At 38.4% G+C, this 23,693-nt stretch carries 22 protein-coding genes; 7 read left to right on the plus strand and 15 right to left on the minus strand.

Annotated features, from left to right (window positions below; all coding sequences use genetic code 11):
- Nucleotides 1–89: 89 nt before the first annotated feature.
- Nucleotides 90–1,136: an MBL fold metallo-hydrolase gene (locus KCG35_RS03080; RefSeq protein WP_215818195.1), complete on the minus strand. Its 1,047-nt coding sequence runs from the start codon at nucleotides 1,134–1,136 to the stop codon at nucleotides 90–92.
- Between the two features lie 182 nt (nucleotides 1,137–1,318).
- On the opposite strand from KCG35_RS03080, the gene KCG35_RS03085 reads away from it, so the two are divergent.
- The 4 genes from KCG35_RS03085 (at nucleotide 1,319) to KCG35_RS03100 (ending at nucleotide 4,072) form a co-directional block, all read left to right on the plus strand.
- On the plus strand, nucleotides 1,319–1,999 hold the full coding sequence (locus tag KCG35_RS03085; RefSeq protein WP_230408972.1) for a pseudouridine synthase: 681 nt from the start codon (nucleotides 1,319–1,321) through the stop codon (nucleotides 1,997–1,999).
- 22 nt (nucleotides 2,000–2,021) lie between these two features.
- Complete coding sequence (locus tag KCG35_RS03090; protein ID WP_215818196.1) at nucleotides 2,022–2,435, plus strand: VanZ family protein; 414 nt, start codon at nucleotides 2,022–2,024, stop codon at nucleotides 2,433–2,435.
- A gap of 8 nt (nucleotides 2,436–2,443) precedes the next feature.
- Nucleotides 2,444–3,190, plus strand: a complete 747-nt coding sequence (locus tag KCG35_RS03095; protein WP_215818197.1) for a lipopolysaccharide kinase InaA family protein — start codon at nucleotides 2,444–2,446, stop codon at nucleotides 3,188–3,190.
- A gap of 141 nt (nucleotides 3,191–3,331) precedes the next feature.
- Nucleotides 3,332–4,072, plus strand: a complete 741-nt coding sequence (locus tag KCG35_RS03100) for a lipopolysaccharide kinase InaA family protein (RefSeq protein WP_215818198.1) — start codon at nucleotides 3,332–3,334, stop codon at nucleotides 4,070–4,072.
- A gap of 28 nt (nucleotides 4,073–4,100) precedes the next feature.
- On the opposite strand, the gene KCG35_RS03105 is transcribed toward KCG35_RS03100, so the two are convergent.
- The 4 genes from KCG35_RS03105 to KCG35_RS03120 form a co-directional block, all read right to left on the minus strand.
- Nucleotides 4,101–4,679: a uracil-DNA glycosylase family protein gene (locus tag KCG35_RS03105; protein ID WP_215818199.1), complete on the minus strand. Its 579-nt coding sequence runs from the start codon at nucleotides 4,677–4,679 to the stop codon at nucleotides 4,101–4,103.
- A 106-nt stretch (nucleotides 4,680–4,785) separates the two neighbouring features.
- The gene (arfA, locus tag KCG35_RS03110) at nucleotides 4,786–4,989 is read right to left on the minus strand and encodes an alternative ribosome rescue factor ArfA (RefSeq protein ID WP_215818200.1); all 204 of its coding nucleotides are present in this window, start codon (nucleotides 4,987–4,989) and stop codon (nucleotides 4,786–4,788) included.
- Between the two features lie 209 nt (nucleotides 4,990–5,198).
- Nucleotides 5,199–5,507 carry a hypothetical protein gene (locus KCG35_RS03115; protein ID WP_215818201.1) on the minus strand — a complete coding sequence of 103 codons (309 nt, stop codon included), beginning with the start codon at nucleotides 5,505–5,507 and terminating at the stop codon, nucleotides 5,199–5,201.
- Nucleotides 5,508–5,783: 276 nt separating this feature from the next.
- Nucleotides 5,784–7,394, minus strand: a complete 1,611-nt coding sequence (locus KCG35_RS03120; RefSeq protein WP_215818202.1) for an adenylate/guanylate cyclase domain-containing protein — start codon at nucleotides 7,392–7,394, stop codon at nucleotides 5,784–5,786.
- Nucleotides 7,395–7,738: 344 nt separating this feature from the next.
- Here KCG35_RS03120 and yaaA point away from each other — a divergent pair, with 344 nt between their 5' ends.
- Together yaaA and KCG35_RS03130 are read left to right on the plus strand one after the other, a co-directional pair.
- Complete coding sequence (yaaA, locus tag KCG35_RS03125) at nucleotides 7,739–8,521, plus strand: peroxide stress protein YaaA (RefSeq protein ID WP_215818203.1); 783 nt, start codon at nucleotides 7,739–7,741, stop codon at nucleotides 8,519–8,521.
- Between the two features lie 88 nt (nucleotides 8,522–8,609).
- Nucleotides 8,610–10,193, plus strand: coding sequence for an ankyrin repeat domain-containing protein (locus KCG35_RS03130; RefSeq protein WP_215818204.1), 1,584 nt, complete (start codon nucleotides 8,610–8,612; stop codon nucleotides 10,191–10,193).
- 270 nt (nucleotides 10,194–10,463) lie between these two features.
- Here the strand turns inward: KCG35_RS03130 and KCG35_RS03135 are convergent, their stop codons facing one another.
- From KCG35_RS03135 to KCG35_RS03145, 3 genes are read right to left on the minus strand one after another with little or no spacing between them, the layout of a single operon-like run.
- Nucleotides 10,464–11,270: an MlaA family lipoprotein gene (locus tag KCG35_RS03135; RefSeq protein WP_215818205.1), complete on the minus strand. Its 807-nt coding sequence runs from the start codon at nucleotides 11,268–11,270 to the stop codon at nucleotides 10,464–10,466.
- On the minus strand, nucleotides 11,267–12,688 hold the full coding sequence (locus tag KCG35_RS03140) for a hypothetical protein (protein ID WP_215818206.1): 1,422 nt from the start codon (nucleotides 12,686–12,688) through the stop codon (nucleotides 11,267–11,269). Before KCG35_RS03140 ends, KCG35_RS03135 begins: the two co-directional genes overlap by 4 nt.
- Nucleotides 12,676–13,152: a hypothetical protein gene (locus KCG35_RS03145; protein ID WP_215818207.1), complete on the minus strand. Its 477-nt coding sequence runs from the start codon at nucleotides 13,150–13,152 to the stop codon at nucleotides 12,676–12,678. The genes KCG35_RS03140 and KCG35_RS03145 overlap by 13 nt, the downstream gene beginning before the upstream one ends.
- A gap of 352 nt (nucleotides 13,153–13,504) precedes the next feature.
- Between KCG35_RS03145 and KCG35_RS03150 the strand changes: the two genes are divergently transcribed.
- Nucleotides 13,505–14,107 carry a TatD family nuclease-associated radical SAM protein gene (locus KCG35_RS03150; RefSeq protein ID WP_215818208.1) on the plus strand — a complete coding sequence of 201 codons (603 nt, stop codon included), beginning with the start codon at nucleotides 13,505–13,507 and terminating at the stop codon, nucleotides 14,105–14,107.
- 71 nt (nucleotides 14,108–14,178) lie between these two features.
- Here KCG35_RS03150 and metG read toward each other — a convergent pair whose 3' ends face one another.
- The 7 genes from metG to gcvA form a co-directional block, all read right to left on the minus strand.
- Nucleotides 14,179–15,702 carry a methionine--tRNA ligase gene (gene metG, locus KCG35_RS03155; protein ID WP_215818209.1) on the minus strand — a complete coding sequence of 508 codons (1,524 nt, stop codon included), beginning with the start codon at nucleotides 15,700–15,702 and terminating at the stop codon, nucleotides 14,179–14,181.
- Nucleotides 15,703–16,018: 316 nt separating this feature from the next.
- Entirely contained in the window at nucleotides 16,019–16,747 is a 729-nt protein-coding gene (locus KCG35_RS03160) for an amino acid ABC transporter ATP-binding protein (RefSeq protein WP_215818283.1), read from the minus strand.
- Nucleotides 16,748–16,937: 190 nt separating this feature from the next.
- On the minus strand, nucleotides 16,938–18,038 hold the full coding sequence (locus KCG35_RS03165; protein ID WP_215818210.1) for an amino acid ABC transporter permease: 1,101 nt from the start codon (nucleotides 18,036–18,038) through the stop codon (nucleotides 16,938–16,940).
- Nucleotides 18,039–18,042: 4 nt separating this feature from the next.
- The gene (locus tag KCG35_RS03170; RefSeq protein ID WP_215818211.1) at nucleotides 18,043–19,230 is read right to left on the minus strand and encodes an amino acid ABC transporter permease; all 1,188 of its coding nucleotides are present in this window, start codon (nucleotides 19,228–19,230) and stop codon (nucleotides 18,043–18,045) included.
- 162 nt (nucleotides 19,231–19,392) lie between these two features.
- Entirely contained in the window at nucleotides 19,393–20,406 is a 1,014-nt protein-coding gene (locus KCG35_RS03175) for an amino acid ABC transporter substrate-binding protein (protein ID WP_215818212.1), read from the minus strand.
- 642 nt (nucleotides 20,407–21,048) lie between these two features.
- Nucleotides 21,049–22,116, minus strand: coding sequence for an adenylate/guanylate cyclase domain-containing protein (locus KCG35_RS03180; RefSeq protein ID WP_215818213.1), 1,068 nt, complete (start codon nucleotides 22,114–22,116; stop codon nucleotides 21,049–21,051).
- Nucleotides 22,117–22,709: 593 nt separating this feature from the next.
- Entirely contained in the window at nucleotides 22,710–23,591 is an 882-nt protein-coding gene (gene gcvA, locus KCG35_RS03185) for a transcriptional regulator GcvA (protein ID WP_215818214.1), read from the minus strand.
- Nucleotides 23,592–23,693: the final 102 nt, after the last annotated feature.

Consider the following 23,693-nt stretch of genomic DNA (forward strand, 5'->3'; position numbering starts at 1 on the left):
TTGGTCAATAGACCTATTGACTACAATCCGTACAAATACTGACTAAGATATGATCAGCTCACAAAGAAACCTTTAATCACTATTTCAGTTTATAGCTGCAACTGCTCACCTACTTTGGGAACAATAAATTGCCCATGCAGCTCGTCGGCTTGCTGATCCAATAGTGAGGTTAATTCATCTGCAGCTTGATACTGACCATCGTCGCCCAAATCAAAAGTACGAAAGTGAATAGCCATACTATAGTCAGCCGCTAACTGTTGATGAACCGATAACGCATCCTTAGGTGAGAGATGATTATCAGCCATAAACCATCGAGGTAAATAAGCACCTATGGGGAGAAGCGCCAAATTCACGTGCTTAAATCGCTGCTTAATCAGCTCAAAATGAGGCCCTATCCCAGTGTCACCCGAAAAATACGTTGTACCCTGCTTTCCTTTCAGTACAAAGCCTAGCCATAACGATCTGTTCATATCAAAGCGTGTTCTTGTTGACCAATGCTGGGCAGGTACACCTGTTATGTTAAAAGAAGAAGAAATGTGTAACGTTTGCCACCAATCAACCTCATACACTTTGTTAATCCCGGCATCACGTAACAACTTGCCATTACCTAAACCAACGACAAACCTCGGATTAAATTGCTTGTCCAGTTTTACTAATGTTGGCAAATCTAAATGGTCATAATGGTTATGACTGATGATAACGACATCAATTGGAGGTAAATCTTCAATCGCCAAAGCAGGTGGGTGATAACGTTTAGGGCCAATAAAGCTAACAGGACTACAACGCTCAGACCAAATGGGGTCAGTCAAAATATTTAACTTATCCTGTTGTATAAGTACGGTAGCGTGGTTAATAAATGTCGCTTTAATGCCTGAGTTGATCCGAGCAGGCTTAACCTTCGTAGGCTTTACGCTGAAAATCTGCCAGTGATCATTATCCACACTATGCCAACGCCAACGGATAATATCCCATAATGTTTTGCGCTTTGTGGGCACAATATTATAAAAGTACGTCCCATCAAAATGATCAGATACAGGTCCCTGATAAGTTGAACTGCACCCCGCTAATATAAAACCTGCTCCCACAATTATCAGGCTAAGCGCTATCAACCACCTTACCCAACACTTCATATTCATAGCGTTATCACCACATACTCAAGCCAGAACTAGCATGTTATACTCAATGCTCACCAAATAATGTCTGCAGCCAATAAGGTTATCCCGTAGCTAATATGATTCACCTTAAACTGACTGTTAATTCACTCCTTATAATTCTATGTATTCACCTGTCTACTATGTTTAAAGGTTAAAACACCACAATGCCCTTTAAACATTCAAAGATAAAGCAGAAAACCCAACGCTCACAAGTCGCTCAACCCAATACGAATGACATTGTCGTGCTATTTAATAAGCCTTACCAAGTGCTGTCACAGTTTACTGATGACCAACAAAGACAAACGCTCTCTGACTATTTAACGATTCCAAATATTTATGCAGCAGGGCGTTTAGATCGTGACAGTGAAGGCCTACTGCTTTTAACCAACAATGGTCGTTTACAGCACACAATTGCTCATCCAAAGCACAAACTACCCAAAACCTACTGGGTACAGGTAGAAGGCATTCCCAATAATGATGCCTTACAGCAGTTACGCAATGGTGTCACGCTTAATGATGGCTTAACGCTCCCTGCAACTATTGAACTGATTCTCCCCCCCCCCTCACTTTGGCTGCGGGCCCCCCCAATCAGAGAGCGTAAATCAATTCCTACTCAATGGTTAGCCATTACTTTAGTTGAAGGGCGTAACCGCCAAGTCCGACGTATGACTGCTGCAGTTGGCTTTCCAACATTGAGATTAATACGTGCGCAAATGGGACCTTGGCACATAGGGGAGTTACAACCTGGTGATTCAATGATATTACAAGACCCTTGGCAGCAAATAGCGCGGTACCGATCACAGCAATCTCAGCACAAGCCATCTAAACTTCGGCCAAAAATATGACTATTAATACGTTTTGCAAATTATGACTAAATTCTTACAAAATAATTATGTGTTACTGGCCCGTCTAGCGTTAGGCATTTGCCTGATTGCAATTTCAATACTTGCTTTCAGTCCTGCTGTTATTGATCCTCTCGTACACACCAGCGACAAACTTAAGCATGGATTTGCCTTTTTAGTTTTGGGCTATTTAGTTGATGCAGCATGGCCTACAAGCTCCTTTCACCACCAGAAATGGCTGTTTTTATTGAGTTATGGCGTATTTATCGAAGTGGTGCAGTACTTTATCCCTTACCGCTCAGCCTCATTGTTGGATCTACTGGCTGATACTTCAGGTATCGTGTGTTACTGGCTACTTATTCCAGGTTTCAAGTATTTACCTCTCATCAACTGGCGCTGGCAGCTTCACACGCTTTCCACTTCACGCCAGCAAAATTAAGGACTGATATGCAGTATCTATGTCCCTCTTTTGCCACACTTGCAAAGCAACAGCAACTTATCCACTTTAGCGATTTCTGGGACTTAACAACACCTTGGTTTGAACCCCCCAACCATCGTCGTAATGGCTGGAGTGGTGTTATCGAATACCCATTAATGGATAATAGCGGACACATACACCGCTACTTTATAAAGCGACAAGAAAATCACAACACACGTAGTTTGCGCCATCCTTTTGCAGGGGAACCAACGTATCGTCGTGAATTGATTAGTATTCTGAAATTACAGACTCTCAATATACCTACCCTGGAAGTAGTGTATTACCAAGAGCGAAAAGTAAAAGGAAACCATCAAGCTATTTTAATTACCAAAGCACTTGAAAACTTTCAAAGCTTTGGTCAGTGGTATGAAAGTAAACCGGATGAAAATCAAATATCATTGGCGTTTCAACAACTTGCCGCCATTGTTAAACAGCTTCACCAACATAAACTCGCACATTACTGTTTATATCCTAATCATATTTTTATTAAACCCGACGAAAAAAATAAATTTGATATACGCCTAATTGATTTAGAGAAAGTGCGTTATACCCCTCTTTCTGCGCAAGGCCGTTATAAGGACTTAGATTGCTTTTTACGCCATGCCTCAGGCTTTTCCAAACAACATTTAAACCTGTTTTTCAATGAGTATTTCAAAGACTTGTCCCAGTTTACTCATATTCAAAATAAGTTAATGCAACAGTTACCGCAATCATAAGACTATATTTAGCTGCAGCTAATTTTAGTTTTTAATATTTTTTAAAAGTGAGAACTACTTAAAGGCTATGACATTTCCCTTCAAGGGCAATGTCATTACCATACGGTGACAATAATAAATACAAAGTGGTAGCGAAGCCGTATGAATCACTTTATTGTTGCCTCACAAGCCGTTGCTGATCTTCTGACTCAAAATCAACTTAGTAGCTTTGAACAAATCTGGGAAACTGAGCTACCGTGGTTTGAGCCTCCAAATCACCGCCGAAATGGCTGGAGTGGTGTCAGTGAGCATCAGTTGCTTACTTCTTCAGGTAATCACATCAACATATTCATAAAGCGTCAGGAAAACCATAATACATTTAGCTTTCACCATCCCATCACAGGAATTCCTACTTTTTCTCGTGAGTTTAATAATTTAAAACGACTTTATCATATTGGTATCGGGGCTCCTCAACCACTACTCTACGCAGAGCGCAATCACTGTGGCAAAAAACAAGCCGTTTTAATCACCAAAGCGCTTGATGGCTACTGTAGCTTAGAAAGCTGGTATCAACGCTATCCAAAAGCAACACTTCCAACACGCGAAAAATTACTTAGCTCCCTGGCAACATGCCTACGTACCTTTCACAATCATCATTTAGTCCATAACTGCCTTTATCCAAAACATATTTTTGTCACTAATGCAGAAAACCCTGATTACTTCCAAGTTTGCTTAATTGATTTAGAAAAAACCAAGCGTGTATTCAATGTAAAAAAACGCTGTAATCATGACTTACAACGTTTTATTCGACATGCAGACATCATCCCTAAGCCAGATATTCAGTGCTTTATGGAACGTTACCAGCTAGTAGATAATAGACAGCATTACCTTCGTGCAAGTTAAATCCATACAGGTAATAGAGCCAGTCACTTTATAATAATATTTTGCGTATATGTGCTTGCAGAAAAGGTACAACTTCACCCTCAAACCATGGGTTTTTTCTTAGCCATAACGTATTTCGAGGAGATGGGTGAGGTAATGGCAAATAGTCAGGTAAACATTCATGCCAATGACTCACGCGTGCTGTAAGTGTTTTATGCTGATCTTGCAAGTAGTATTGCTGAGCATATTGCCCTACAAGCAGGGTAAACTGAATATTGGGCATTAATGGACGGAGCAATGGGTGCCACTTAGGCGCACATTCTGGACGAGGCGGAAGGTCACCACTTTTACCTTTACCTGGATAACATAATCCTATAGGAACAATGGCAATTTTGCTTTCATCATAAAATTGCTCACGGTCCAAATCTAACCATATACGTAATCGATCACCACTTGGATCATTCCATGGAATACCAGTAGCATGAACGCGGGTTCCAGGCGCTTGGCCCACAATCAGAATCTTTGCTGTTTCACTTGCTCGCAGTACAGGGTTTGGTCCCAGAGGTAAATGTTCCTTACAGCTATCACATTGTCTTATATTCGCTAATAAATCTTTTAGAAGGATCATCAAGCATTGCATCCCAATACAGAGCATTCATCAGTGACATAATGTAGCAATTTTAGCGGGAGTCAAGAAAAGAGGAAGGTTTTAACCGAAGTGGCTATTCAAAGAATCAAGCAGCTTTCATTGTTGTACGCAAATCAATCTCAGCCATAAAAAAAGCCTCCGAGCATGAATACTTGGAGGCTTTTTTTATGGCCTTGCGGTTGTATGAGCCTTTTCCTTTTTTGGGTTTCTCGGTCTGGCTGCGAAACTGTCGCTGCATAACCAATTGTTTACCCAATGCTCGGCGCTTAGGTTTAAGTGAAGTAGCCATTGTTTAACGTCCTAATTTCTGCTTTCAAATGATTAATGCTACAAGTTGCCTGCATACCCTGCAGGCTTCAATAACGAGGAGGTATCATAATAAATCTTTACCCTAAACGCAAAAAAGCAGGTCAGTTACTGACCTGCTAAAGGCAAGGGTAATGTACATCAGGGAAGATAAACTCAAAGAATCCCCTAAATAAGGGAATAGTTACGTGACTACTCACCTTCACCAATAGGTTCTTTCGACGTTGACAAGAAACCTCTGCTTTGGGCGAAGTATAGATAAACGGGCTTCTCATTGCGTAATACATCAATTACATTTTCAAACATAGCTGATGGTAAATGCATCCGAATAATGCCACCACTTTCATAATCATTTTCATACTGCATACCAGGATCATTAAACCGGACATATCCTTTTGTTTTACCATCTGAACCATACAACGCTATTTGAGCACGGTTAGTTTGATAGCCTTCTGGACCACCATAAAATAAAACATGGTAACTTTTAATTTCTGTAGACATAACTTTCCAATCTCCCTATGGAATAAGTTTTTCTATCTTTTAACTTTACTTAGTAAACCTACTCACTTAAGCGTAAATATACCCATAAGTGAAGAGGTTTCAGATTCACGAAGGGTATAGATTATTGGGAAACAATCTTAAGTCTAGCTTACCAACACTTGAAAAAAACTTAAAACACCGTAAATCAACTCAAATATGAGCTTAGCAGCTAGTTAACTGGCTGCAACAAATTAACATCGAATATTCATGATTATTTTATGAATTATTTTTAACAATTTAATAACCGTAATCAAGCAACCAGGCTTCTGGAATCTCATAAAACCCATAAAAAGTGACTTCTTGTTTTTTCCCTTTCAACTGTATGGTATAGCCTGGCCATTCGTTAGTATCTATAGCTAATATTGATAAAAACGCACTCGAAATAATAATAGGGTATCCCGTCACCTTGCTTTGCTGCTCCAATCTTGCAGCAGTATTTACATCATCACCAATTGCACTAATAATTTGTGCCGCTGGTGGCCCCATTGTACCCACAATGGCTCGCCCAAAATGTAAGCCTATACCACACGACAATGGCGCTAATAATTCAGAAGACAATAACCCATTAAGATGGACCAGTTTAGCCTGCATTAACGCGACCCCTTTTAATGCTTGCCAACAAACACGCACCTGGTTGTTTTCTTCTAAACCATATAATGCCATCAAACCATCGCCCGCAAATTGAGCATAGTGTCCTTCCGTATCATGTAGCGCAGCCGTCATTTCCGCAAAAAACTGGTTCAAAATAAATAACACATCATAGGGTAAACGTTGCTCCCCTAAACGGGTCGAGTCCCGAAGATCTAAAAAGAGTATCGCAACCTCACGTTCATGCCCATCCAGCCCACCAGGCCGCTTACTTGCTGAAGCTCTCACATCTGGAGATAAAAGCGGCTGCACTGAAATTGTACCTGTTGGATATAACTGACATGCTAAGCGGGTGTGAGCAGGTGCATTTATTTTATCTAATGCTTGCTTTTCAACGGCATTAGGTGGGGCTAAAGATACTTCACCTGAAGTAATTAATACCCGACAGGTTGTACATCTTCCTCGTCCACCACAAATAGCCGCATGAGGAATATCATGCTGACGAAAGGTATCTAACAGTGAGGTATTGCGAATAAGACGAATGTTTTGACCACTGGCTAAACAAAGCTGTCCAACTGTTTGCTGCTGTAACCACAAATAATTCAGCCAGCGTACCATTAATGGTAAGGCTAAAATAACCACATAGACCAGCCAGGCATAACGAGTATAATCTTCAACCGCAAAAAAGTAATCCTCTGTGAAATTAGCTTGCGTTTCTATCTTTGCAATGAGCGCCTCATCGAGCATTCTCAACAACTGCCGACCACTGGCTATAAACCCCGCAAGTGCTAAAACTGGTATTAACACCGCGCCCCCCAGCCAGTAACCCTGCAGATTTTGATACCAACGATTAACGCGCAACCAATAATGGATACCCAAACAGCCATGATACCAAACCAACAATAAGGTAGCTGCCTGCCATATGCCTTTCTCTGGAGCTAATGACCAATAAATCAATTGGATAGAAAGATAGTCATGGTCTACGGCAAAGCGATCCACTAAAGCATTTGTGGCCAACACATGTTGTACCAGCATAACGGGTATCAGCAAACCAGAAACAATCTGACGCCATTCCCAACCTGCTATACCCTGAAAATTTCTCCTGGCTAAAACCCAAATTGCATTAACCATGTGAGTAAAAACAGCCAAAAACATGACCATTTGGCCAACTACAGTATTCCATGGAGCCAGTAGCCATTGACGAGCGGTATTTTGCCAATGAATGTCAATCAACCCCATACTGTGATTAATCAAATGCATTAACACAAATGCAAATAGAACCAATCCGGAATATAGCCTTAACTTTGCTCTTAGATTTTTCAGCTGCAACCATCAATCTCCGCAATAGCATATGAAATATCCCTTACAAAAGGGATATGATAATTATACTCATGATGCGGGGTAATGGGGTTATTCAATAATGCCGTTTTTCTCAGCTCCCATACTAAACGATAGCAATCAGCAAACCATCGATTCACTTCTGATCTTTACTTCCCTGATATTCACTCGGTATAGTGACTTTAATTAAGAGTCAAACTCCCTAAGAGACTAATAAATACTCTGCAAAAGCAGTATAGACCTCCAGTATTGAAGAGAATACAACGATGCTAATGCTTATTTCTCCAGCAAAAACCCTTGATTTTAGTAGCCCAATTCCTAATAACCTCTCAGTGCTACATCCTCAATTTACACAACAACCTACCCAGCTAATAGAAATACTTCGCCAGTATTCCACTTCAGAAATTAGCCAACTCATGAAATTAAGCGATAAGTTGGCAAGCTTAAATGTTGCACGTTATGCCAGTTGGCAAGAAAAACATAATGAAGAGAATAGTCGTCCAGCAATTTATGCATTCAAAGGCGATGTCTATACCGGACTTGATATCGATTCATTTACGCAGGAAGACCTACAGTTTGCTAATACCCATCTTGGCATTTTGTCTGGTCTTTATGGTTTACTTCAACCATTGACACTTATCCAGCCTTATCGCCTGGAAATGGGAACCAAACTGGCCAATGCAAAAGGAAAATCACTGTACGACTTCTGGCAAGATACAATAACTACAACTATTCGCCAGCAACTCGATAAACAGGGGGATAATGTTCTGGTCAACTTGGCTTCAAACGAATATTTCTCAGCCGTTGATAAGAAATCACTCAATGCCGATATCATTACCCCTAGCTTCAAGGATTACAAAAATGGGAACTATAAAATAATCAGTATGTATGCAAAAAAAGCGAGAGGTATGATGGCACGCTATATTATTCAAAATAAAATCGTGCATCCTGCTGAAATTAAACAGTTTAACGAGTCAGGCTATCAACTTAACGAACAGTTATCAACGAATGATAATTGGATATTTACTCGAAAAATGAGTAATAACTAATCACTTTTTTTACATACGATTACCAGGGATGGTAACAAGCATAGTTTTTTAACTGAAAGTATTAACCAGACAATAAGACAGTAACTGAATGAAATTTTTAGCTTTTCTAGTCATTTTTGCTAGCTGTTCTGCCAATTCGGCTTATGTTTTCAATAGTGATGGGAATGTAAACGATGTACCCGTTACCTTTAACTTATCTATAAATGATGCAGGAAAAGTAACCGGACACTACTTCTATAAAAGAATAGGAAAGCCTATTGGCTTAGTAGGAACACTCAAAGACAAGGACCTTAAATTATTCACCACGAAAGAGAGTGGTATAAATGAGAAATTTGTCGGGTATGCAAGTATTCTTGATAACCAGATAATCCAGATTAAAGGTAAATGGCAAGGAAGATTAGGCCCAGATACTTTACTTTCAGGAAATAAAGTGGATGCCCACTTCAAGGCAACAAGTTTGAACATATTTGAAGATAAAACTGTCACCTGCCACGAAATGAGATCGGTTCCAGAGATTGTTTTTGGGGATGATGCGGATATTGATTTAGGGTCTGGATACAGAGGTTTTACTGAAATAGAAGACTGTCGAGAAAGTTTGGCAAATATTAGCTTGTTAGAAAACTTAAACCGTATTGCGACTAATATTAGAAGTGAAAAGTATATACAAGGTTGTACTGGTACTATTTACTATGCTCACTATCGGTACTTTAAATTTAGCCTGCAAACGGCAGGCTTTTGGCCTCCCATCATAAATGCTAAAGCAAAAGCATCTCCTAAAATCTTTTCTTTCAAAAAAAACGCTACTTTTGATTATCTATATCATTGGTCACTTGAAAGCCCCTATAATTATCGTCTATATATGCTTTTATTAGAAGAAATGAACAAGTCTATTCATAGACTGACCCAACATTATATGGAAAACTTCAGCTATTCAGCTCCCTTAGCTAAAGAAAGTGCTGAAAATGCCATAATGCTATTTGTAGACTGGGCAGCTGGCACCTACTCCGAAAACAATGGTGATTATTCATTTTCCTCAAAAAATTCTTTAATAAAACTAAAAATAACTGAAAAAACCACCTTACCTGAACTCAAGTCTCTATTTAAGCAGCTAGATAGTGATGAGCATATAGAGCAAATATTTAGAGCCTCTCTGGTCCTGGGTAAACCCAAAAATTTTATCCAGTATATTATTGATAATGGTGGTAGTCAGTTTCTAAATAGTGGTCATGAAAGCTTATTAACTTTGACCTTAGATCATCCAGAAATATTGGTCTATCTAATTAACGCTGGTGCAAAGGTGGACTTAGCAAACCCTTTTGGAAAAACACCATTGTATTACGCTATTCAATTTGACAATGTTAAAGCCATACAAGCTTTACTATCGAAAGGAGCCAATATCAACCATAAGTATAAATCAGCCAGTGAATTATCCAGTTTGAGATGCGAATATGATATAAAGCACACCCTTCGCACCCCGTTACATCATGCTGCACAACATGCTTCTTTGGAAACAGTAAAGTACTTGATTGAACAGGGCGCTGATATTACAGCCAAAGATGAACTAGGTGATTCAATTCTAGATTATGCAAAAAATAATGAACGAAAAGAGGTTCTTTTATATCTTGAAAAAAATTATAAAAATAAGGTACAAAAAATCATAGTAAAAAAATAAATGAGTCAAGTCGATAAATATTATTTACCACAATATATCGCTCAACACTTGGGTAGCTCATGTTGAAATGTTTGCCGCAAGGAAGCGGCAAACAAGCCTACAGGGATGGATTCACGGCGTGTTTTACCGGAGTTATCCAAGTATTGTATAAAGGAGCTTTAGACAAACGACTTTTACAAAGCTAATTGATAAGTGATCGCTCTAAGTACTAGCCTAACTGAGCATCTCTAACTCTTTGCTGTAAGTTTAAAATAAACAATTGATTTTCAACTACTCACTCAGACTTTCCTGATCGACATTTTCTTTTATTTCAACTTTTAACTTCCTTGCTTCAGTATATAAATAGCGTACTAAATCATATTCAAACGGCGAGCCTAAATCACCATACCGAAAAGGTGTTATATAACGTTGATTAATGGCTTGCAAAGCAAAAAGTTCATTATGATCATTTCTAACATCCGCAACATTTAAGAAATTAACTTCTTTTTCGGTAACAATATCCACTACTATACCTGTTGAATCTCTCAAGTTACTGGGTCCTAGAAAAGGTAATACCAGATAAGGCCCATCCCCAACCCCCCAGTAGGCCAACGTTTGTCCAAAATCTTCTTTAAATGCAGTCAATCCCATTGCTGATGCAGGATCAAATAAACCAAAAATACCTAAGGTTGTATTTATTAATAAGCGCCCAACACTCTTCGCGGTATTTTTTATTTGCAACTGTAACACTGAGTTCACGATGGTGGGGACTTCACCAATATTAGAGAAAAAATTTGATACACCCGCTCTCACAAACTCGGGAGTAACGGTTTCATATCCAGAAACAACGGGCAAAAAAACATATTCATCGAAAAGATAATTAAATTTATAGACTCTTCGATTTATTCCTTCTAAAGGATCATACACAATGAGAAAATCTAAACTGTCAGGGTTCGGTGTTAAACGGTCAACTTCCTGTGTATAATCAATCGTTTTTAAAGGGTATTTAAAGCCATCTTTCGCAGGTTCTGGTAATTGCTTATCAGCATAGCTCGAAAACGCCATTAAATTTAAGGCGATGAAAAGAAAATATTTCATAATGAGCTTTTTTCCTGACGACTTAACGCCAAATCAAAAAATGCCAGTATATCTCGAGCATTCTGTTTAAAGTTTAAGTTTCCACAATGCCCACCATAAGGGTATATGGTGTAACGCTCATCTTTAAAAGTATCCTTAATAAACTGCAGATCCCCCTCTCCCAAAATAAAGTCGTCGGCATTGGTCATAATCCCTATATAATTAGCGTTCTTTAAAAAGCTCTGAATACGATTTAAACTCACATTATTCATAAAATCAGTCAGCGTTTTGCCTGGGTTTTCCTGTTTCCAGTATGGGTAAACCCGCTGTTTAACATAACACTCAAAGTCACAGACAAGTACCCGACGCAGGTAGCGTGTTAATGATGTACTCACCGTCACCCGCTGCTTCACAGGCAAATAAATGCCGGTTTTTCCAAGTTGATTTGAGGTAAAGTTCATATCAGCAACCGCAAATCGAAACACAATACCAATCAGTGCAGCCATTTCCTCTCTTGTCATGGCCTGACCTGAACCTTGTAAGTCAAAAAGAAAGGCATCGTCTACATTAATTCGACCATACTCTGCAAAAAATTTAGCTAATTTATTAAAAATATGATTATAAAATTGTTCAGCTGATTCAATACCTGGTATCTTAGCATGAATCATTTTATCTAAATGAGTAATTGAAGTGTAAAGATTAACTGGAGGGTTGAGTAATAATATCTTTGAAAAGTTAATTCGTTTTTCTCGAGCATCAAGATCGCCTAAAAATGCAGCGTCTAATGCCCCCAAACTATAACCTGTCAGGAATACCTCAGAAACGTTAATTTTTAAGTTTTGCTGGATATAATCAAAGGCTTTCTGAACAACATAATATAAATCAACCGCATCATACGGGCTAATACCTGGCACAAACGTGGTTGATGCTGACGTAATAAAGTCATAATTTGTAGGAGAGGATATTTGTAATACATGTAAACCTGCACCATAGAAAAGTTTCTTCAAATAATCCATCTTCTGTTCATTATAACTTCCTCCTGTACCCGCAATAACAACAACGATTGGCGCTTTATTTTCCTGCCAAGCAATATGAATAGGTAACTCTGCAACATCCCAAAGGTTTTTAGGAACCTTACGCTTAGGAAAAATTTTCAACTTAAATGTTTTTTCTAAAATGTCACTTTCATCTATAAGCTGTGGTCTAAACTCTGGCGGAGATGTCGCAATGGTAGCAAAAAACGGGTTTTTTATAGGGAAGTCGTAGTCAGCAAGCGCTGCTGATGAGCATAATATTAAGCAAGAAAATAGAACTAAAAAACAGAGATATTTACCAATATAGTTTTTATAAATCACCTGATATAAAACCAGACTGAGATAATAAAGGCTACCTTTCATAACAACAATACGATCATCCTCCCAATCGGCTAAGAGTAACATTGTATATGTTGAGGAACCTGCGTATTTGCTAACCAACGACTGAGCCATGCTGATAATTTGCGGTCAACCCTTTCAGTCTGATCAAGTTTTAGTTTTAACGGCTCCAAAATACGTTTTGCATAGAGTTCAAGTAAATGTTCATCAATAAGTGTGGTCGAACAATGACCAACATGTTTCATGACGGTGAGAGGTGTAAAAACAATGACACCATAGTGTAACCCCGCTAAAATAGGGCTAACCTGACTTATTTCATCAAAAAGCATCTGGTAGCCTATTGGTGCAACATCAGAAATTGATGTTTCACACACCAAAATCACTTTTCGATGAGGTGGTGAAATTGCAGATAAAGAAGGCCGCTGTTGCTCTATAGTGAAATGTTCAGCTGCCAGTCGCTCTACAATAGTGTGTACCCAATATTGACTTTGCTTCGCCAGGCATGAAGAAACAACTGTAATTGTTGCCATAATCCTTATGTCTACATCCCTATAGGTTACTGTTACGGTTTACAGCACTAATATGATCATTTAATGATCATTATATCCATATAATAAACGCAAGAATTATTGATATTATCATCTTTTCCAAGTGATAACTCATTCTTAGTTTATGATGTTATGAGAAAGTCGCAAGCCTAACTTTAAGAATAAAGATACTTTTCTCTTTCCCGATGCTAAATGAGTGTATATATCCTCATAGAATAATTTTTATGCCTAATTATCATACTATGCAGTGCGCTTGACGAACATCAAGGTAGATAATGACTAATGTTCATACACTGCGCATAGTTCTTTTTCATGTACTCAGGATAACAGGCTTATGACAGCGGACACATTGGTTTACGATATAAGCAACAGTCGATATATTAACCTGACTGACCGCTGCACACTTCGTTGCCAGTTTTGCCCCAAATATAATGGCTCCACTCAAGTACATGATTATCAATTAAAACTATCAAAACGTCCTACCGCTGAAGCTATTATTCCTCTACTAGAAAACCCTGCCCAGTATAACGAAGTTGTTTTTTGTGGTTTTGGGGAACCAACACTCAACCTAAAAACATTGCTCCGTATAGCCCACTATGTCAAAGATCATGGCGGGAATGTCCGAGTTAACACGGATGGCCTGGGTAACCGACTCCACAAGCGCAATATCCTCCCTGAACTTGCAACCTGTGTTGACCGCCTATCCATTTCATTAAATGCACAAAATGAAGACGTATATAACACACATTGTAAACCTCAATTACCTAATGCCTATCAGGAACTACTCGACTTTATTAAACTCGCTCCTAACTACATCAAACATGTCACAGTCACAGCCATTGAAGGACTATCAGGGGTTGATATTACAGCCTGTGAAAATATTGCTAAACAAGCAGGCGCTCATTTCAAAAAACGTGTTTTAGACCAGGTCGGCTAATATCAACTCATATACCAATCTGAGCCTCTTATACAGACTACCTTTATAAGATAGGTAGGGTTCCCTTGTTATTACTGCTCTTTTGCTAAACGTTTAAAGTGACTATGTGCCTCTTTAATGGTAATAGATCTCAAATCGCAGGCTGACTGCCATTGAAGTGTTGTAATATCCTCACCTAACTCTTGTAATACTTGGCTCGTAAGGGAAGGGATTAATGGATAGGCAACAATAGCCAATAACCTGACTAGATTTGAAATGACTAAACAGGTTTCCTGTACTGATATGTTACTTTTCCCTTTATTAATTTTCCATGGCGTTCGTTGGTGAAAATAGCCATTACAATGGTCTAGTGCCTCTTTCCATGACAACGTGGCTTGATAAAAATTGAATGTTTTATAAAAATAAAATATTTCTTTAACTGCCTGCTCACAGTGTTTAATAGTTAACTTACTCAGATTCGACAGTGTAGACTGATCAATAAATTTTGAATCAATACTACCTAAAAAACACTTCAAAATAATAGTGTGATTACGCTTAACTAAATTAGCAAAATTATTAACCAAATCAGCATTAATAACCTCAATTAACTCATTAATAATAATATTTCCATCCCTGGCAATCTTTTTTTGCCGAAATAAAGCATAACGTAAACCATCACTAGTCAATTTATCACTTAAATCATTAGGGCTAATTAATGTTTCAGGGTTAGATTTAGATATTTTTTGCCCATTAATGGTCCACCAACCATGGACCAGCAATTTTTTAGGTAATGGTAAATTAGCAGCAAGCAATAACGCAGGCCAGTAGATAGCATGAAATTTTAAAATATCCTTACCAATAATATGGGTTGTTTTTGTTAAAACACTCGGATCATAGCCTGCTTTTTTAAGTGCCGTTAAATAGCTAAAAAGAGCATCAATCCAAACATATATGGTGTGCTCTTGATGATCAGGGACCTTAATACCCCACGAAACATTCACACGCGAAACCGACAAGTCCTCTAGAGGACCTTGCTTTAAATAATCAAGAATGGCCTGACTATAATGACTTGGGGTAATAAAATCTGGTGAGTGCTGATAAAATGCTATAAGCTGTTTTCGGTAAGTATCCAACCGAAACAGGTAAGTTTCTTCACTTTTGATTTCAACTGGGGTTTTATGAATCGGGCAGCAGTTATCTTGCAGCTCATAGTTCGTGTAATATTGCTCACAGCCAAGACAATATAACCCTTGGTAATAACCTAGATATATATCCCCCTTTTCCACTAGTTTATTCCAAACAGATTGAATTAAATCATGGTGTTGCTCTTCTGTCGTTCGTACAAAAATATCTGTTTGAACGCCCAGCTCTGGCCATAAAGTTTTAAAAGCCTGCACTTTGTCTTTAATAAACTGATTTATGTCGGTTTTACTACGAACAACGGATTCCAAAATCTTTTGACCATGCTCATCAGTTCCTGAGATCAAAAGGCAAGATTCATCATAGACAAGCGCATGAAAACGTTTATATACACCAGCAAGATATCCACTATACGCATGCCCAAGGTGAGGGGCGCCATTAACATAAAAAATAGGGGTTGTAACTATATTGGTCATGATTAAGTCTCTATAAAGTAAGGTGAAACTTGACTGAAATAAAGACTTAATAGAAAACAGCTATTTGACCCCACTCCAGTCAACACAGTTTGATAAGGAATGGGGAATGCCAGAAAAAAGAATCAGAAATAAGGGCAGCCCATTCCCCACAACATTCGTTGTGTAGTCATAGGCATCATTTTGAATAGAGATATTTCTGGTGATCTGTTCATATACCTGAAGATAACAAAGCTTGATTAAGTTTGCATCTTTTTTTCTCTTTCAGACTTAAGCTTCAGAGACATGATACTGTCTTCTGCAGCTAAGCAAGTTTGAACTAGTGCTGTAAGATTTGGCTCAAAAACAGCTGGGTTCTTTCTGACTGAGGATTATTGAAAAATTCATTCGGATTATTTTCCTCAATGATTTGTCCGCCATCCATAAAGACCACACGATTAGCAACTGTTTTCGCAAAACCCATTTCATGCGTAACACATAACATGGTCATGCCGTCTTCAGCCAGCTCAATCATGGTATCCAGTACTTCCTTAATCATTTCTGGGTCCAAGGCTGATGTTGGCTCATCAAACAACATAACTTCAGGATTCATACATAAACTTCTTGCAATTGCCACTCGCTGCTGCTGTCCTCCTGATAACTGACCAGGATATTTAAGTGCCTGGTCAGGAATCTTTACTCGTTGCAGATAATTCATTGCAATTTCTTCAGCCTCTTTTTTAGGCATTTTTCGTACCCAAACAGGTGCCAGGCAGCAATTCTCTAAAACAGTCAAGTGAGGAAATAAATTAAAATGCTGAAACACCATACCCACTTCTCGTCGAATCACCTCTATATTTTTAAGGTCATTTGTTAAAGGTGTTCCAGCCACAATAATATCGCCGGTTTGGTGTTCTTCTAATCGGTTGATACACCTTATCGTGGTTGATTTTCCTGAGCCTGATGGACCACATAATACGATTCTTTCTCCTCGGCGAACCATAATATTAATATCCTTTAATACATGGAAGTCACCATACCATTTATTAACACTGCGCATTTCCACCATAATCTCATCAGAGATTGCCATTAGGTTTTGCTGAAGCTCATTACTCATGATACAACTCCCTATCCCCTTCACGAATCATTTTTAGGGTTTGTTGTCGGCGTTCTTCACTCCAGTCACTTATTATTATAAGCTCCTGGAGCTTCATCACTTGACGGCCGCCCCTAAAAACCCTTCGTAATGGGTATAATTATTATGATTTATGCCCAGTATCTAATTTCTTTTCTAATGCTTGACTATAACGAGACATACCAAAGCAGAAGACCCAAAATACCAAACCAACAAACACATACCCTTCAACTGAGTAACCAGCCCATTTTGCATCAGCCAATCCAGCTTGAACGATAGCCAGCAAATCTAATAAGCCAATAATCAACACAAGACTGGTGTCTTTAAATAAAGCAATAAACGTATTAACGATGCCCGGTATCATCAACTTGAGCGCTTGCGGTAAAATAATGAGTCCCATCATTTTCCAATAGGACAAACCTAACGCACTCGCAGCTTCATATTGTCCCTTGGGAATGGCCTGTAATCCACCTCTAACAACTTCTGCCATATAAGCAGACTGAAACATCACAATACCTATCAATGCACGTAATAATTTGTCAAAAACAATCTCCTCAGGGATAAAAAGCGGTAACATCACTGAAGCCATAAACAGTACCGTAATCAATGGTACTCCACGCCAAATTTCAATAAATAACGTACAAAACGTTTTAATGACAGGCATGGTTGAACGTCGCCCAAGTGCTAACAAAATACCAAAAGGCAATGCGGCAACGATTCCCACAACAGCAAGAATCAGCGTTAGCATCAAGCCACCCCATTTATGGGTTTCAACAACCTCCAAGCCAAATGCGCCGCCATAGACCAAATAAAAAGTAATAACTGGAAAAGCCGTCAGCGTAAATATAACAATCGACTTTTTATTGGGTGTTTTTTCTGTAATAAGTAATGCAATTAATGAGGCAAAAAGAAGAAAAACACAATTGACTCGCCAGTAAAATTCCTCAGGATAAAAGCCATAAACAAATTGATTCAAGCGTGTTTTAATAAATACCCAACATGCCCCACCTACCGCACAATCATCACGAGTTTCTCCCACCCAACTAGCATCAATCAATGCCCACTTAATCACTGGCACAACACCAATGTAGATTAAATACACTGCAAACAGTGTTAATAGCGTATTCGTCACCGATGAGAACAGATTGGCACGAATCCATCCAAAAGCCCCATCAGAACGTCGTGGTGGGGGTAAATCAGGCAATTTTGTATCACTGTGAATCATGCTATTACCTCTCCACCAATGCAATTCGTTTGTTATACCAATTCATGAACAGTGAAATAAGCAAACTCAAGGTCAAGTACACCGCCATTGTCATGGCGATCACTTCAATGGCCTGACCTGTTTGATTCAGCGTCGTACCCGCAAACACAGATACTAAATCTGGATAACCAATAGCAGTGGCTAAAGAAGAGTTTTTAACTAAATTAAGGTACTGACTGGTTAATGGTGGAATAATGACGCGCATTGCCTGAGGAATAATGACCAGTTTAAGCATTTTGGGGCGTGATAGCCCTAATGCAAGCGATGCCTCAGTCTGACCTTTATTTATAGATAAAATACCTGATCTGACTATTTCTGCAATAAATGCCGCAGTATAAACACTCAAAGCCAATAAAAGTGCTAGAAATTCAGGAATAACCGTAATACCACCACGATAATTAAATCCACGTAGTGTTGGCACCTCCCAATTTATTGGGCTACCAACAATAAAGTAGGTCAGTGCAGGTAAACCAAGCATGATAGCCAGTGATATGCTGACAATAGGAAAGCTTTTACCTGTCGCATCCTGCCGAACCTTTGCCCAACGCCTTACCCCAAAAACCACAAGCAAAGATAATACAAACGCGACCAGCACCCAGCCAAAACCTTCTACAAAATTAGGATCAGGCAGGGCAAGTCCACGATTATTAAGAAAGAAAACGTCAAAGAATTCGATGCTTTGCTTGGGTCTTGGTAAAGGTCTAAGCACCGCAAAATACCAAAAGAAAATTTGCAGTAATAATGGAATATTCCGAAACGTTTCAATATAAACAGCAGATATTTTTGCAATTAACCAGTTGTTAGATAACCTCGCAATACCAATAATAAAACCAAGTACCGTAGCAATGATGATACCTATCGATGCAACCAATATGGTATTTAACAAGCCAACAAAAAATGTACGACCATATGAATGACTTTCGTCATACTCAATAAGACTCTGATTTATACCAAATCCGGCTTCAGACCATAAAAAGTCAAATCCAGTTTTGATACCTCTAGAATCGAGATTATGAAGTGTATTCGAGACAATATAAGCACCACATATTATCAAGAATACCAACATAATTATTTGATAAAGCATGGATCGCTTTTCAGGGTCATTCCAAAAAGCCGTGTGTCCCTTAGCCAGATCCTTCTTTTTTTCCGGCATAAGCAATGATCTCCACTGTTTCTGTAAGTGGTCAGGTTATTGTTATTGATTCACACTTTACCTGTGCTTACAATTCTTTCAGAAACGGCTTTATACCCTTTAACGAATAACTTTTATTAATTGGTATAAAGCAGCTACTGATACTTTTTTACTAGTGAATCTTTAGCGCATAGGTGGTGCGTACTGAATTCCACCTTTTGTCCAAAGCTTATTCAAGCCACGATCGATTTTAAGAGGTGAACTTGAACCTACATTACGCTCGAAAATTTCTCCGTAATTACCAACCTGCTTAACAATTTGATAAGCCCAATCACTCGATATGCCAAGTGATTTAGAACCTTCACCACTTATAAAGCGCTGAACTTCAGGGTTCTTTGATTTCTTCTCTTTTTCAATGTTAGAGGATGTTAGGCCCAACTCTTCAGCATTAACCATGGCAAAAAGTGTCCACTTCACCAAATTAAACCACTGATCATCACCTTGTCGTACCACAGGACCTAAAGGTTCTTTGGAAATGACCTCAGGTAATACCATTGCTTTATCAGGCTTGGATAATTTTATCCGTAATGCATAAAGTTGAGATTGGTCACTTGTTAAAACATCACATCGACCCGCTTCAAAGCCTTTCGCTGTTTGGTCTGCAGTATCAAAGACGACGGGTTCAAATTCCATTTCATTCTGTCTAAAATAATCCGCTAAATTCAATTCGGTTGTAGTACCTGACTGAATACACACAGAAGCACCATCTAACTCTTTTGCACTTTTAACACCTAACTCTTTACTGACCATAAATCCTTGACCGTCATAATAGGTAACGCCAGTAAAGTTGAGACCAAGCGAAGCATCCCGAGTTATTGTCCAGGTGGTTACTCGAGACAATACATCAATTTCGCCGGACTGAAGTGCAGTAAAACGTTCTTTAGCGGTTAAGGGAGTATATTTTACTTTGTTCGCATCGCCCAATGTCGCAGCAGCTACGGCTCGACAAACATCCACATCAATCCCTTGCCACTTGCCCTTGTCATTTGGATTAGAAAACCCTGGTAAACCTGTCGTTACTCCACATTGGACATAGCCACGTTTCTGTACTGACTTAACTGTACTCGCAGCACTTGCCATCATGGGAAAAGATACAGAAACAGCTGTTAATACTGCACATATACTTATTTTTTTCATCACTTTTCCTTTATCTTATTAGAATTTTACTGGGGGTCTTCCTTTACTACTGGTTCTTAACAGCAGTACTCGCTTGCTCCTTTAATAGGCCCCTTAACCTATGTATACACTCTTTAACACCCTTTGGTTCCAACCACCACAAAGGCTACACCAACCATCCCTTTTGTTTTTGCTTTCATTTTTTGCTTTACATTCTTTCTAAAACCTGGGTAAGGATTTTTCGCAATACAATACGTGAAAGACGAAAGCGTGTGGCCTAATTAAACAACAATCCCTTCACATTGCAATGTGAAAGTAGCCTTGAAATGATTAATAAATTGAAAAGATTTGACGAACTTCAAATATTTAAAACTTAGTTAAAATGCGTAGACATTCGATCACAAACAGTAAAGTAATGTTACAGTTAGAAACTTAAATGCTAAAACCTTTTTAAACAACATACACTTACTGTTAACTCAACCCTCAGAAAATTTTGCAAATAAAGAGATCATCACCAGACAGATATACCTAAAATTATTTTACAGAAAATCCATTAACCACCACTTTCAAGCAATTCGAAATAACACTTAAAAAAGCTATTCCCTTTTCTTTTGAGGCACTTTAAAAGTACGCAGCTTTATTGCTTGGCATATGCAGGAAAAACTACTTAAGCTCTAAAGCTATACATTTAACGGACAGTGACTGATTTGACGGGACAACCGTTCTATTTGAAAAAATAGCTGGTAGTTTTATGCTATCCATAAAACGATTCGAAGCGATAATTTTTACATTCTTTTCTTTACTGACAGACATCATTTTAGCTGCAGTATTAATCGTATCACCAAAAAACACCAATTCTCGTTTAATCGTGCCCACTTCTGCTACTAACACATCTCCAGAATGAATACTGATACGAAAGTCTGGCACTCTACTATAACGCTTTAGATACTCATTTTTTTTTGCTTCCATCATCGTGCATAGCGACTCTACACATTGAATACAGCGCTGATTATCCGTATTATTTTTCATTTGCCACGTCACTAATACCTCATCGCCTATTACCCGCTGCATAAAGCCGCCATAATTTGAAACAATACCAGCAATATCGGCAAAAAAATGTGAAAAAAACTGCTGTGCTACATTGTCACCTAATTCCCTTGTTAAGCTCGTTGAGCCAACTAAATCAATAAACATAAATACGCGTTGTTCATTTGTTGGCGTTCGATATTTTCCTAAGAAAAGCCCCCAGAATGTTGCTGTTCCTAAATGGGTGTTAATACGTAATATAAAATTCAAACCAAGCGCCAATAAGAAACTATATATAATATCATGCCATATACCAGGCGCTAAAAAAGGCTGACTACACTGAGGAATAAATATCTGCGTATTTACTAAACTATAATATTCAATAGCACCTATAATCAAAGTTGCAAAAACACTTAATACCAAAGCAAAAACAAGCTGATTTAGCTGTACAAAAACCTCAGCAATTTTTGTCATTACATGATTAAGTTCCGTGAAGGATACCAGTAAGCTCACTAAGATACTTAAAGTAATCACGTGAAAAAGAGTTCGGTCGCTACTTAACGAATAAATGTAGCCTAATATGCTACTCATCAACATAATTGTTATAACTTTTACAATACCTTTCCGCACAAGCATACTACCAAAATATAAAAACCTAATATTCATTCGTGAGTTCCTTTTCAATACTTCTTTTAAACGAGTCAAGCTAACTCCCAAATCCAGATACCTGGACCCTCACTAAAAAATCACTTTTTTAAGAAGCACCCCCTTACCAACATTTTAGTGCTCAATATTTTTTCATAACAAATAATTTATTTCTCTTATTTCAAAGTATTTATTTACTAAACTACGTAGGTATAAGCCACAACATTTTTTTGCACAAATTAAGTAGCTTACAAGAAAAAATCAAAATAAATAAACACGCCCCTAATGATTACTCATCAAGGGTATATTCCATGTAAAATTAATTATTATCGTAATGAATTATTGCCCTCGATTTTGGGCATAGCTATGGTGATAACCAATAACTGAACAAAGAAGAGATGTACTCATCAGTTACTCATTATGAGATCTAATTCTAGCTCATAAATTCCATATAAGTGAACTAGTTTCTTTTTTAGTCTATTTTTTGTGATCCATACAACATATTTTTCCTTTTACCCCCTTAACAAATCATTTTAGCTACGAAAAAGATATCAGAAATTCCATAAGGTACCTCTAAAAATAGTGTTTTTTTTATAAGCACAAAGAAGCACTACACGAAGGGCTGCGTGTATAAACAGGCAAAGGGAAAACCATTACGATGATTTACACCAGGCTAGTAACCAGTGTATGAAGTCAGAGACTTTAGGGTTATTTTGATGTTTATTACTAAACACAAAATAACGATAACCCGATTCATATGTGATATTAATTAGCTGCACTAATCGCTCATTTTCGAGATCATCTTTCACCAAAAAATCTGGCACTAAAGCAACTCCCAAACCTTCACAAGCCGCTTGGATGAGCATAAAAAAGTGTTCCATACCAATTCGCTGAAACTGTGGATTATCTATATGCTGAGCATTAAACCAGCGCTGCCAGATTTTATCTCGTGATGTATGTTCTAACAGCGTATACTTCATAAGGTCTGCCGCAGTGCCAACCTTCTTTTTAATAATATCTTTACGACAGACGGGAATCAGCTTCTCGATAAATAGTTCGTCTGCTTGAATCCCAGGCCAACCTCCCTTTCCACTACGAATAACAACATCAACACCTGGAGGAAACAGCTCTGTCTGGTTATCTCGGGTGATAACATTGAGTACATAATGAGGATAATGGTGTTTGAATTGGTTCAAACGTGGAATTAACCAACGTGTACTGAGTGATGGTAATACACTGATGGTCAATAATTCACTAGGTCGATGTGCACTCATAACACTTTGAGTCGCATCACTCAAAATGTTCAACGCACTTGCAATCGCTGCTTGATACTGAAGACCTGCAGCCGTCAGTATTAACTTTTGACCTTGCCGTACAAATAAATCAAACCCCAGATACGCTTCCAGCTTTTTCACTTGCCGGCTCACAGCCCCTTGTGTCACGCATAACTCTTCTGCGGCAAGCGTAAAACTATGCAATCGTGCAGCCGCTTCAAATGTCCTTAGTGCATTAAGTGGAGGAAGTTTGCGTGCCATAAATAAGCCTGGTATGAGAAAAACTCATGATACCCCTAAGTTTAATCGTTTGCTTATTTTATGCTAACTCGTTGTAATCACCCTGTTTTGCAATGGTAAGTT

The sequence above is a fragment of the Zooshikella harenae genome (assembly GCF_018837975.1).
In the GTDB taxonomy this organism is placed as follows: Bacteria; Pseudomonadota; Gammaproteobacteria; order Pseudomonadales; family Zooshikellaceae; genus Zooshikella; species Zooshikella harenae.